Annotated in this window: 9 protein-coding genes and 3 pseudogenes; 4 read left to right on the top strand and 8 right to left on the bottom strand. The window is 43.9% G+C overall.

Annotated features, from left to right (window positions below):
* Nucleotides 1-27 precede the first annotated feature (27 nt).
* The 3 genes and pseudogenes from AC4MCC_RS07595 to AC4MCC_RS07585 all read right to left on the bottom strand — a co-directional run bounded on the left by AC4MCC_RS07595 (nt 28) and on the right by AC4MCC_RS07585 (nt 3,188).
* Complete coding sequence (locus tag AC4MCC_RS07595; RefSeq protein WP_491885066.1) at nt 28-759, bottom strand: ABC transporter ATP-binding protein; 732 nt, start codon at nt 757-759, stop codon at nt 28-30.
* Nucleotides 752-1,975 carry an ABC transporter permease gene (locus AC4MCC_RS07590; protein ID WP_491885065.1) on the bottom strand — a complete coding sequence of 408 codons (1,224 nt, stop codon included), beginning with the start codon at nt 1,973-1,975 and terminating at the stop codon, nt 752-754. Before AC4MCC_RS07590 ends, AC4MCC_RS07595 begins: the two co-directional genes overlap by 8 nt.
* Nucleotides 1,972-3,188 (bottom strand): annotated as a pseudogene (locus AC4MCC_RS07585) (efflux RND transporter periplasmic adaptor subunit). The gene AC4MCC_RS07590 and the pseudogene AC4MCC_RS07585 overlap by 4 nt, the downstream one beginning before the upstream one ends.
* A 378-nt stretch (nt 3,189-3,566) precedes the next feature.
* Between AC4MCC_RS07585 and AC4MCC_RS07580 the strand changes: the two are divergent.
* The 3 genes and pseudogenes from AC4MCC_RS07580 to AC4MCC_RS07570 all read left to right on the top strand — a co-directional run bounded on the left by AC4MCC_RS07580 (nt 3,567) and on the right by AC4MCC_RS07570 (nt 5,683).
* A pseudogene (locus AC4MCC_RS07580) lies at nt 3,567-4,440 on the top strand (SDR family oxidoreductase).
* Between the two features lie 227 nt (nt 4,441-4,667).
* Nucleotides 4,668-4,832: a hypothetical protein gene (locus AC4MCC_RS07575; protein WP_180013705.1), complete on the top strand. Its 165-nt coding sequence runs from the start codon at nt 4,668-4,670 to the stop codon at nt 4,830-4,832.
* Between the two features lie 173 nt (nt 4,833-5,005).
* A complete protein-coding gene (locus AC4MCC_RS07570; RefSeq protein ID WP_491885064.1) occupies nt 5,006-5,683 on the top strand; it encodes a type 1 glutamine amidotransferase domain-containing protein in 678 nt (225 codons plus the stop codon).
* 100 nt (nt 5,684-5,783) lie between these two features.
* On the opposite strand, the gene aliA is transcribed toward AC4MCC_RS07570, so the two are convergent.
* The 4 genes from aliA to AC4MCC_RS07550 are packed head-to-tail and all read right to left on the bottom strand — an operon-like array spanning nt 5,784 to nt 10,282.
* A complete protein-coding gene (aliA, locus tag AC4MCC_RS07565) occupies nt 5,784-7,451 on the bottom strand; it encodes a cyclohexanecarboxylate-CoA ligase (protein ID WP_491885063.1) in 1,668 nt (555 codons plus the stop codon).
* 54 nt (nt 7,452-7,505) lie between these two features.
* Nucleotides 7,506-8,663 (bottom strand): cyclohexanecarboxyl-CoA dehydrogenase, encoded by a 1,158-nt coding sequence (aliB, locus tag AC4MCC_RS07560; RefSeq protein ID WP_034706207.1) that lies wholly within the window; start codon nt 8,661-8,663, stop codon nt 7,506-7,508.
* A 12-nt stretch (nt 8,664-8,675) separates the two neighbouring features.
* Nucleotides 8,676-9,458 carry a 2-ketocyclohexanecarboxyl-CoA hydrolase gene (badI, locus tag AC4MCC_RS07555; RefSeq protein WP_180192244.1) on the bottom strand — a complete coding sequence of 261 codons (783 nt, stop codon included), beginning with the start codon at nt 9,456-9,458 and terminating at the stop codon, nt 8,676-8,678.
* A gap of 59 nt (nt 9,459-9,517) precedes the next feature.
* Nucleotides 9,518-10,282: a glucose 1-dehydrogenase gene (locus AC4MCC_RS07550; protein ID WP_180192243.1), complete on the bottom strand. Its 765-nt coding sequence runs from the start codon at nt 10,280-10,282 to the stop codon at nt 9,518-9,520.
* A gap of 504 nt (nt 10,283-10,786) precedes the next feature.
* On the opposite strand from AC4MCC_RS07550, the gene AC4MCC_RS07545 reads away from it, so the two are divergent.
* Entirely contained in the window at nt 10,787-11,275 is a 489-nt protein-coding gene (locus tag AC4MCC_RS07545; protein ID WP_180192242.1) for a MarR family winged helix-turn-helix transcriptional regulator, read from the top strand.
* A gap of 85 nt (nt 11,276-11,360) precedes the next feature.
* Here AC4MCC_RS07545 and AC4MCC_RS07540 read toward each other — a convergent pair.
* Nucleotides 11,361-12,650: pseudogene (locus tag AC4MCC_RS07540) on the bottom strand (MFS transporter).
* Nucleotides 12,651-12,985 lie beyond the last annotated feature (335 nt).

Raw genomic sequence — 12,985 nt, 5'->3', positions numbered from 1 at the left:
GAATACAACTATTAAAATATTTAAAGATTAAGTATTTTCAGGAATATCTGCTGGAGCTGTTCTGGTATCACTTTGAATCAGGCCGTCAACTAACTTGATGGTGCGATCACAACTAACAGACAAGCGCGGATCATGAGTCACCAGCAAAATGGCACAGCCCTGTTCCTTATTTACTTTACGGAACAGTTCAAAAACTTCAGATGCGGTCTGGGTATCCAGGTTCCCGGTCGGTTCATCAGCCAGTAACAAGGCGGGTTCTGTAATGAGTGCTCGAGCGATTGCAACACGCTGCTGTTGTCCACCGGAAAGCTCATTCGGTTTTCGATGTGCATATTTTTCCAGTCCGACTGCAGCCAGCAGTTCATGGGCACGATCTAGAGCTTTTTGATCTGGCTTGCCATGTGCCATCATTAACGGCATTAGGACATTGTCTAATGCATTAAAAGCTTGAATCAGATGGTGAAACTGAAATACAAAACCAATGCTGCTGCCGCGTAATGCGGTACGTGCAGCGTCATCCATACGGCTGGCGGGTTGACCAAGCAGATACAGTTCACCGCTAGTCGGCTGGTCCAATAGACCCAGAATATTCAACAGCGTACTTTTACCTGAGCCTGAAGGGCCAATCAGTGCTGCAAAGTCATTACGTTCAATACACAAATCAATGCCATGCAGAACTTCAACCTCATTGGGCTGACCAATATTATAGGATTTACGTAGTGCTTCCAGCCGCAGAACCTCATTCGATAAATCAGACATGACGAATTGCCTCCACAGGATCCAGTGCCGCAGCACGACGGGATGGTATAGCCGCTGCCACTACACCAGTCAATGTGGCCAGCAATAAAGCCAGCAATAGCAGATTGATTGAAATTGGGATATAGAACAAACCTGGGCCAAATTCATTAAAGATCCAGACCAGTAAATAACTGACTGCACTGCCGATAATAGACCCCAACAAGCCAAAAATTGCGCCTTGAAACAGGAAAACGCGCAGGATTTGTCTTTGTGTAGCCCCTGTTGCCCTTAAGATGCCAATTTCACGAGTCCGTTGTACGACACTAACTGACAAGACGCTGGCGATACCAAAAGCGACGGAGATGGCCACAAAGACAATAATCATATTGGTTGAAAGGCTTTGTGCTGAGATGGCATTCATTAACTGACCATTGGTTTTAATCCAGCTTTCTGCCTGTAAGGAAGTCAAACGCCCGACCTGCGTTGCAATATTTTCTGCTTCAAAAATATCTTCTACCGTCAGGTCGATTACAGTGATCCCACCTGGCAGGCTGAGTAAGGACTGCGCCTGTTTTAAATCCATATAGACATAGCGCGAATCCAGTTCACGTACTCCGAGTTCAAAAATCCCGGCAATATTTACGACAGTACTGTTATCCTGACCGGTATCTAATCGTAGCTTGCTACCCACCTGTACACCCAGATCTTTAGCCAGCTGACTGCCAATGAGTACATCATCCGCGCCGACACGTAACTGCCCACTGATCATATATTCTTTAAGTGGAATTATTTTCTGATAACGTTCTGGATCCATGCCCACCAGCGCAACCGATTCCTGAGCTTCACCGCGCTGTGCAAATGCAGGTCCAGAAACTACAGGAGAAACAGCTGTCAATAAAGGCACCTGATCCAAGGTCGTCACAACCTCTTGCCAGTTATTGATAGAACGCAGACGCTGGGCCCGTTTATCTTCCAGAACCAGCTGCACAGTGCCTGCGGGTGCTGGTATAACTTGGTTCACTTCATCGGGAGACAGTAAACGGATATGTGCCTGTGTCCCCAAAGTCCTGTCTATAATATTGGACTGCAAGCCCTGTATCAGTGCCGAGATAAAAACAATCACAGACACCCCTACAGCAACACCCACTGTAATCATCAGAGACTGCATCCGGCCTTCTCGCAAAAAACTGATTGCGATCTTCCATTCAATCCAGAGACGCCCTAGTAATTTTTTCACTCGAATTTCACCGGTAATTCATTTTTATTGCTGGCATCATTGTTCTGGTTGGCATAGTTAATTTCTTCGGGCTTAAATCGAACTCGTGTGCCATCTTTTAAAGCTGAAGTTGCATCAGACAGTACCTGATCACCCGTTTTTAAACCGGAAATCACTTCGGACATGGCAAGTCCACGCAGACCCAGTTGCACTTTTTGTCGCTGGATTTTGCTATCACGTACCAGTAATACGGTGGCCTGATCGCCCTGTACTTTCCCTAGCGCATCATTCGGAATTGCCAAAGTACGATCACGGCGACCTGTTTCAACATTAACGGATACCGTCATATCCTGACGCAGAAAATCTGGTACCGGATCAACCGATAAACGCACTTCTACCGTGCCACGTTGTGGATCGATACTCGGTGCAATAAAGTTAATCCGGGCTGGGAAAGGTTTATCCGGGTAAGCATCGGCAATTGCAGTCGCTTTCTGGGACAACGCCAGCCGTGACAGATTACGTTCATCCAGTGGTACACGGATTTCGGTATTGCCATCCATTGCAATGGTAAATAAGGTACGTCCTGGCTGAACCAGATCACCAGGCTCAACATCACGGGTCAGCACCGTTCCAGCAATAGTTGCCCGGATTTTGGTTTTAGCCAGTTGAGCCTGTGCCACCGAAAGCTGCTCACGTAATGAAGCCTCTTCTACCTGACCCGGTGCCAGTGCAGCTGCTTTTAAACGCACGGTTTCATAATTATTGCGTGCTACCCTTTCCGCCTCTACAGCCTGTTCAATTTCTTCTGCCGAAAGGATGCCTGCTTCGGCATTGCGACGACGCGTCGCTTCACGGCTGGCCTGTTCCAGCTGAGCTTTTGCTGAAGCTAATTCTGCTGAGGCTTGTGGACGGCGATTGGTTGTCAGTTCATTCAATGCGACTTCTGCCTGACGAACTTGGGCTGCCAGTTCATCCGATTTAAGTACAACCAGCAAATCGCCCGGTTTGACCCGATCGCCTTCCTTGACCCGACGTTCCAACACCACGCCGGTTACTTCACTACCGACTTGAGCACGCGAAACGGTAATTACCTGCCCGGTAGCAACGACTGATTGCACCAGCGGCATCGGTTCCAAGGTATAACCTGTGACCCTTGCCACCAGCGAAATACGCCAAATGCAACGAGCAGAAGTAGAAGAATCAGGACAATATATTTATAGCGGATAGCGCGCAATGTGCTTCTCCATTCTGGTTAAAAGCGCAGTTGTAAAGAAATACTTGTAGCTTATCTAGCTGTATATTTTAGATTTATTTGGTTGTAAATAAGTTATTGGTTTTATTTTGCAGATTGGTTCTTAAATCGACTTAACTCTTCTGTAATCCACTGAAGGTATATTCCTGCTTATCGCTCTTTTCCTTAAAAAGAAACCCGATATTTCATTCTAGAAGTCGACTTTAAATAACTAAAACAGGCAGTTCTAAAGTGTCAATTTAAGCTAAATGAATAAATGCTAAATCCTGCAGAGGTTCTGTTATGAAATGTTGAGTCTAATTTAATCCCAACTAAAAGCTCCTAATATATTTTTTCCTCAAGAGCAATCAAGGAAAAAATATGAATAACTATCCTGAAACTCCAGCTTCAACTGAAACCCAAGCTCATCAACCCGGTGATCAGACCAAAATGGATCCTACCCCGGAAGTCATTAAAGAGAATTATAAAGGTAGCGATAAATTAAAAGGCAAAGTAGCACTCATTACAGGTGGTGACAGCGGGATCGGTCGCTCTGTATCAGTATTGTTTGCCCGCGAAGGTGCTGATATTGCCATTTGCTATCTGGATGAAGACCGGGATGCGCTTGATACCAAAAAAATGGTTGAAGCAGAAGGACGCCGTTGCCTGTTGATTCAATGCGATTTACAGCATCCTGATGAAATCAAAAAAATGGTTGAGCAAACCAACCCTTCAGGAATTTAAAACCATTAATATTCTGGTGAATAATGCAGGTGTGCAATATCCGCAGGACAGTATTACTGATATTTCTCCAGATCAGTTATTCAAAACCTTCAATGTCAATATCCTGTCCATGTTTCATCTGACTCAGGCGGTGCTTCCGCATATGCAGGCAGGTGACAGTATTATCAATACCACCAGTATCACCAGCTATCATGGGCATGACACGTTGATAGACTATTCGAGCACCAAAGGCGCAATTACTTCATTCACCCGCAGCTTATCTACCAATCTGGCGAAGAATAAAACCGGAATTCGTGTGAATGGTGTTGCACCCGGCCCAATCTGGACACCACTCATTCCAAGCAGCTTTGATGAAGAACAACTGGAAGATTTTGGTAAACAGACACCAATGGGACGTATGGGACAACCGAGTGAAGTCGCTCCTGCCTATTTATTTCTGGCCAGTGAAGAAGCCAGCTATATTTCAGGTCAGGTCATTCACGTAAATGGTGGCAGTATTATTAACGGCTAATCAAAGTTTGAAAGTAGATTGCGGTCTTTCTAGCCGTTATCTACTTTCTTCTAAAATATTTAATACGTTTTAGTTTAGACATCTTTAAAAAAAAGAATTTGATGGATATCTATAAAATTCATCTTAAAGCTATAAAACAATTCAAACAAATCCTGACAGATGATTACCCGCGTAAAAATCATCCCTTGTTATAGTGATTTCAGACCCTACCTGATGAGGATTCTAAAATGCCTAGAGGTGATAAATCAGCTTATACCGAAAAGCAAAAACGGCAAGCTAAGCATATTGAAGACAGTGAAAAAGATCGTGGCCGTTCTGAAGACGAAGCAGAACGTATTGCCTGGTCGACTGTGAATAAGCAGGACGGCGGTGGTAAGAAAAAGAAAGACTGAACTGTCTAAAATTCAAAGAAAATGATGCTATTGATTTAGCATCATTCCAACTATCTAGATTCTATTCTTTTTATTTTTAAACAATCGAAAAAGTCTGATAGCGTTAGGAAGTCAGATTCTTTCCTTTGTTTCGTTATTTCATCAAGTCATTCAAGATAATTTTAAGGAAAAATATGAAAATTCTGATTGTATTAACCTCCCATGATCAACTTGGCGAAACGGGTAAAAAAACCGGATTCTGGCTCGAAGAACTGGCTGCTCCTTATTACACTTTTATTGATGCAGGCGCAGACGTAACGTTAGCCTCTCCAGCCGGTGGCCAGCCACCACTTGATCCAAAAAGTAATGAACCTGATGCGCAAACCGAAACGACCAAACGTTTTGAAGCAGATGAAGTGGCCATGCAGGCTCTTGCCAATACACATAAATTAAGTGAAGTACTAAATCAGGATTTTGATGCGGTCTTTTATCCGGGCGGCCATGGACCGTTATGGGATCTGGCAAATGACCAGAATTCTATTTCCTTAATTGAACAGACTCTACAGGCCAATAAACCTGTGGCACTCGTCTGTCATGCACCGGGTGTACTTCGCGATGTTAAGAATGCAGAAGGCCGACCTATCGTTGAAGGTAAGTCGGTAACTGGTTTTAGTAACACTGAAGAAGATGGTGTTGGCCTGACTGATATCGTGCCATTTTTAGTTGAAGATACGCTGAAAGAACAAGGCGGACAGTATTCCAAGGCTGAGGACTGGCAGGTGCATGTACAGCAAGATGGCCTGTTAATTACCGGACAAAATCCAGCATCTTCTGCTGCAACGGCTGAGGCGCTGTTAAAGTTATTAAAATAATTTCATCCAGATATAAGTCATTGGAGACCAGTTACTTATTTGCTGGTAAAAAACCCTGATGTCATGTCACATCAGGGTTTATTCGTTTTATGCCGAGATTCTAATTCGCTACTGCTGCTGTTGATGCAATATGCTGGGCCAGTAACTCTCTGAGTTTAAATTTCTGGATTTTCCCCGATGGCGTCATTGGAATCTCGTCCCAAATTTCCAAACGTTCTGGAATATATTGCACTGCCAGATTATGGGTTTTCAGGAAATCGACCAAATCATTAAAACTTAAAGACTGTGAAGGATCTTTCAACTTGATAATCGCACAGGCACGCTCACCTAGCCGTTCATCTGCATAAGCCACTAAAGCGACCACCGCCACATTGGGATGTTTATATAAAAGTGATTCAATTTCTGCGACCGGAATATTTTCACCGCCACGAATGATTACATCCTTTTTACGGCCACAAATCCGGATATAACCTTTCTCATCCTGATAGGCAATATCGCCCGTATCAAACCAGCCATCTGCATCGGTATCATTTAAATGAGCACGTTTGAGGTAGCCACCGAATCCAGAACAAGCACGAATCATCAAGCGGCCAGACTCATTCACCGGCTTGGTCTTCCCTGTTTTATCGACAATTTTGACGTCTACACCCGGCAAGGCGATGCCATCAGTATTAAAAGAACGTTCATCGTCATCTTCTGGACAGGTAGTAGTGACCGCGCCACATTCGGTCATCCCCCAAGCTGAAATCACTTTGACCCCTAAAATCTCCCGAGCTTTTTGTACCAGTGGTCCTGGAATTGGCGCACCAGCACAAAGGAAAATTTTCAGTGAATCGACTTTGTCATGCTGTTCAGCCACAGTATTGGACAGGTCATTCAGGAATGGTGTTGAAGCCATGGTGAAATTCACCTGATGCTGATGAATCAGATCCACGGCTTTGGATACATCCCAGACATCCTGTAACACCACTTTGGTATTGAGCTGAATCGGCATCATCAGGCCATACATAAAACCGGTCTGGTGCGCCATCGGTGATGCCATTAATACCACATCATTTTCGGTTAAATGCAGTCGCTCGGCATAAGGCACAATATTGGAAAATAAGGTATTGGCCGTATGCATCACGCCTTTGGGTTCACCTGTGGTGCCCGAGGTAAAGATCAGCTGGGTAATATCATTGGGGCCAGATTCCAGCCCATCTAGTGCAGAAACGGCTGCAACATTCTGTTCCAGACCATGATTGAGTAACAGGCGATCAAAATTATTCTCGCCTTCCCCATTCACTACAACTACGTGTTTTAGGGTGTCCAGCTTGTTGTGTAGGTGATTGGCCAACTGTTCATGGCTAAAATTGCGGAAATTCTTAGGCACAACAAATACTTTAGATTCACCATGTTTAAGCATGAATTCGAGTTCACGCTCACGGAATATCGGCATGAGTGGATTCAATACGGCGCCAATACGACTACAAGCCAGATACAGCAAAGTAAATTCCCACCAGTTCGGCAACTGACAAGACACAACATCATTTTTCCCGACGCCCAACTGTTTCAAGCCCAACGCAATTTTATTGGTCATGTCCCAAAGCTGCTGGTAGCTGAAGGTCTGTTCAGTTTGATTCTCGACCTTAAAACTCACTAAAGCTGTTTTGTCCGGATTTTTTTCTACCGCACTGCGTAAAAAATCGAGAATTGTTTGATTGAGCCAGTGTCCCTGTTTGAGCATGGCCTCTTTTCTTGTCGGGATCAGAACCGCATCGAAATCCATTCGCTTACTCCTCATTTTTTATAATAGTCTTATTCAGGCTGGGGCGTACTTTTCTTAAGCTGGTACAGCCTTACGTCCTGCCTTATGCCGAGCGATAATTGTTTTCATGATCTGTGCTGTGCCATCACCAATCTGGAAGCCCAGCACATCACGCATGCGCTGTTCCATCACCCCACGGTCATAACCGGCATGACCAAAGGTCAGCAGGCATTGATGAATCACATCATAGGCCAGCTTTGGTCCCCACCATTTACACATGCCAGCTTCAGAGGTATGTGGCAGATGATTGTCTTTGAGCCATAAGGTTTGCAGACAAAGTAAGCGCGCAGCTTCAACCTGCGTTTCATATTCTGCCAGTGGATGCGAAACGCCTTGGAAAGCGGTGAGTGGCTGACCAAAGGCTTCGCGTTGCGCCGCATATTCCCAAGCCTCATCCAGACTGACGCGTGCAACCGCCAAAACTTGCAAACCAATCAGGGCACGCGAGAAATCAAAGCCTTGCATGACTTGAACGAAACCTTTGTTTTCATCCCCTAGACGGTGGTTTACCGGTACACGGACATTGTCAAAGAAGATCGAACCACGACCAATCGCACGCTGGCCGTGACAGTCAAATCGTGTGGTGCTGATGCCCGGTAAATTCATTGGCACCAGTAAGGCGGTTACGCCATGTGCGCCACTTTCATTTGAACCAGTGCGACCGAAGACCACTGAAGCATCGGCCTGATCGGCTGCTGAAATCGAAGTCTTTTCACCGTTAATGACATATTCATCGCCATCACGTTCGATCTTTAAACGTAAGTTGGCAGCATCTGAACCACCACGCGGTTCGGTCAGCGCAATTGAGAAAATCGCTTCACCAGCGGTCAGTTTTTTTAACCATGGCTCCACCACTTCAGGCTGTCCATGTTCTGCCAGAATCTGACCATTTAACGATGCAAGCAGGTTGATATAGGAAAAACTTAAATCAGCCTTGGCAATGGCTTCATGGATAATTCCTGCTGCCAGTCGACCCATACCCTGACCGCCATATTGTTCTGGGAGCTCTGGTGCAATAAAGCCCATTTCACCCATCTTTTTCACCAGATCACGATCAAAGACTCGGCTTTGATCACGCTCTAGAAATCCCGGAGCCACATATTTCTGGGCAAATTTTTCTGCTGTTTCAGCTAAAAATTCTAGATCTTCGGTGATATAAGGATTCTTTTTCATTAATGAGTCTCCTTATTTGGCATATTTACGGAATTCAGGCTGACGTTTTTCCTTCAATGCATTCACGCCTTCACGAGACTCTTCAGTATCGTAATAAAGTTTTAGCGCATACATGCCCATGCCAGCGATCCCTGCCTGATGTGCGGTATCCATATTGAAACTGCGTTTGGCAATCGCGATTGCGGTCGGACTACGCTGACAGATTTCTTCGCCCCATGCCTGAACTTCTGCATCGAGTTGATCTGCCGGCACACATTTATTGGCCAAGCCAATTTCAACCGCTTCTTGACCAGAATAACGGCGGCACATATACCAAATTTCACGGGCTTTCTTCTCACCCACGACGCGCGCTAAAAATGCTGTGCCATAGCCTGGATCAACTGAACCCATCTTTGGTCCGACCTGACCGAAAATAGCTTTGTCTGAACAGATCGTCAGATCACAAATGGTGGCCAGTACATTACCCCCCCCAATAGCATAACCTTGTACGCGCGCAATTACCGGTTTTGGAACATCACGAATGGCGGTATGCAATTCTTCCATCGGTAAACCAATGGTACCGCGACCGTCATAATTGCCATCATGCGCAGACTGATCACCACCAGTACAGAAGGCTTTTTCACCTGCGCCAGCCAATACAATCACACCAACGTTACGGTCATAACCAGCTTTGTTTAAGGCCTTAATCAGTTCGTCACAGGTTGTACCACGAAAGGCATTCATTTTTTCTGGACGGTTAATCGTGATCCAGGCTACACCGTTTTTAACTTCATATAAGATATCTTCAAAATTCATGTTCATTACGTCCTGTACTGTTTTTATCTATCTAATTTAGTGTTAATTAATTTGATGCTTTAACCGTTCATGGTCAGACCGCCAGAGACACTAAGCACCTGTCCGGTAATAAAGTTGGCATCTTCACTCAAGAAAAAGGCAATCGCAGAGGCTAAATCATCTGGTTGACCCAAACGGCCCAGTGGAATAGCACGAATAAAGGCTTCACGTAATTTTTCCGGATTTGATGCACCTTCAGTTACACCTGCCAGTAAGGCCGTATCCGTCGGTCCTGGGCAAATCACATTAATTTTGATGTTGTGGCGTGAATGTTCGCGTGCCAGAGTTTTGGAGAAAGATAGCAATCCTCCCTTACAAGCTGCATAAACTGCTTCGCCTGAAGAGCCGACACGAGCCGCATCTGAGGCAATATTAACGATGCTGCCAGCATTACGCTCGACCATGCCTTTCAGCACAGCAAAGTGCATATTCAGCATACCAACCAGATTGATCTGGATGAGTTTTTGCCATTCATCAGGCGTACTTTTGATGAAAGGTTTGAAAATGTCCCATCCGGCATTATTCACCAGTCCATCGATCGGACCCAATTCATCTTCTGTTTTTTGAACCGCCTGTTCAACGATGTCACTTTGGGTAATATCACACTGAATTGCTAACGCCTGACCGTATTGATTAATTTCATTTGCCAGCTTCTCGGCAGCTTCCAGATTCATATCAAAAATGGCAACTTTTGCGCCTTCTTCAGCCAGACGTCGGCAGGTTGCGGAACCAATTCCGCCAGCACCACCTGTCACAATCACGACCTTATCTTTTAATCCTTTCATTGTTTTATCCCTACGCTATTTGTTGTCGAATTTAATCGGCTGTTGTTCTAATTCGGTGTGTTTTATCTAAAATAGAAAGAGATTAGATTTATGTCAATATATTTACATAAAATAATATTTATATTTCTATAAATATATATATAACAACTACTTAATAATTTTATTTATTCAATGTATTGACCTATATTAACTTTTTTCTTTAGAGTAGCCCATATCTAGCCCCAGCTTATAACTAAGCTATTTCTGTTTCATGAAGGATGTTTTATTTCTTTAGATTGCTAGATGGCTGCCTTGATATTCAGCTAGGGAACGAACTGAGACCGTGAATATCAAGAGAGATATTTGGAATGATTCAACTGCTTAGTACAGAATTTAAAGGTGCAGATTTCTGCTAAAACACTATGATTTTTAAAACAAATTATAAAAGAAATTGAATTATGCGAAAAAGCGATAGGTTATACTTTGCGCCGTTTAGCTATTTCAGTTTTGAGGATGTTGCATATAGTGAGTGATACTTTGTCAAAAAAATATGATCAATCCTTATATTCCGCTCATAACCGGCTGTTTTTCCGTCTGTTTCAGGTGGGAAACAGTCTGGATCGAAAGTGCTTAAATGAGCTAAAAATATCTCCTGTGCATTGGGCTGTGCTGGGTGCCCTGTCTCGTCCTAAAGTTAAATCTGGTATGTCTTTTTCAGATCTGACCGAATATCTGGGTGTGAGTCGCCAAAATCTGGATGCTGTCTTAAAACGACTGGAACGTGATGGACTGGTAGAGCGTGTTATCAATGAACAGGATCGCCGTGCCAAAATTGTTGCGCTCACCACTGAAGGTTTTCAGACCTGGGATAGCCTGCAGGATGATTTTTTTGAGTTTTATGGACAGGCCTTAAATAAACTGGCTTTTGATGATGTGATTACCCTGATTCATTTACTCAATAAAGTAAATGATGGACTAAAAAGTATTCATCTGCAAAAAGAGCCGGATCAATAAAAAATAGACATCTTATTTTTAAATTAAATAGAAAAAAAATGAGCCCTTATGAGGCTCATTTTTAACATCATTGTTTAAAAGATCATTATGCTTTTTGTGGGTCGTATTGACGATCTTTGATAAAGATCCCGGATACTGCACCACACAAGAAATAGGCACCGCCCATAATCAAGAAGCCCAAACCAATTGAACCACCACTCGCTGCTGCACCAATAATCGCAGGTGCAAACATGGCCCCAATACGCCCTGCATTATAAGCACCATCGACGGCTGTACCGCGGATCGAAGTGGCAAAGCTTTCGGTCATATAAGTGGCATTAATTGCATACGGAATACCATAGAGGAAGCCAAAGAAAATCAGCAGATAGGCAATATTATCCGGGGTGTTGAACAGCACAATTACCGGTAAGAAAATCGCTGTACCAATCGCGCCAAACGAGAAAACGGCGCGTCGACCTAAACGGTCTGCAGCAAAACCGGCCAGAACTTTACCAAAAATCATGGCGACATAAGTCCCGATCATATAGCCCGCCATTGATTTAAAGTTCATATGTAATTCAGATTCTAGATAAGCTGGCATCCAGTTATTTACACCGTAATAGCCAAACTGCAGAAAACCAGCCGTGAAAATCCATAAAATAAACATCTTGCGATTTGCAGGATCTGCAAAGATTTCTTTGACGGTACTTTTCTTAACAGGTTGTTTGGTAGTGACTTCAGCGGGTGCATATAAACGCAGTAATCTTGCACGCTGCCACGATTCTGGTTCAGGAACCAGTTTCTGGATAAAAATCGCCATAACGGATGGGATAATCGCGACAAAAAACAGTGTACGCCAGCCATATTCAGGAATAATCCAACCTGCCAATACAGTAGCTACGATATAGCCAACGGTCCAACCTGCCTGTAATGTGCCTAAAATTGTAGTCCGGTATTTGGTTGGTACATATTCAGCCATCAGTGTACTGGCTGCAATATATAAAGACCCGATCCCAAACGCAGACAGGAAACGTAGTACGGCGAACTGTTCATAGTTTTGGGTAAAGCCTAAGGCTGCAGTTAATACTGAAAAGATCAGAATTGAAATAACGACTGTACGTACCCGGCCTAAACGGTCTCACGCCCATCCACCAATAAAACCGCCAATCGCCATACCTGCCAGTGTAAAACTGCCCAAGGTACCGGCTTGTAAATTACTTAAACCAAATTCTGCTTTCAGGCTGTTTAAGCTGAAGGATAGCAGTAGCATGTCTGCGCCATCGACCAAGAGTGCCAAAAAGGCAAAGACAAAGGCAATCTGCTGGGTTCGCTTGGTGGTGGGTTTTATCTTTGCGAGTTCTCTTTCTAAAACTTGTTCTCTTACTAATTCCGTCATATTTAAATCTCTATTCCTATCCTTAGGTTTTTTCATTCTGATCTTGTGTATGCACACTTCTGTATGCATGCGCTTTAAGCGCGATCCGTTTTCAAAGCACAGTACTTACTCCTGTTCTTGTAGTCTCATTCCCGAGACTTTTCCCTCTCCTGTTATTTTTGAATCGTATTTATTCTCGTCATCAGGCTAAAGAAGTTAGGATGATTTTTCAATCATTTTAGATGTTTTATTTTGTTAGGCGAAATTAAGTATCATAAAGTTGATTGTTTTTCCATTTTCCTATAGCTTTAAAGCGATTATTAGAATGACATGCAATCTAAATAACATCGAACAAG

The organism is Acinetobacter sp. CAU_H_56 (assembly GCF_058599425.1).
The sequence above is the reverse complement of the archived record's forward strand: the minus strand, read 5'-3'. Positions and strand labels throughout refer to the sequence as shown.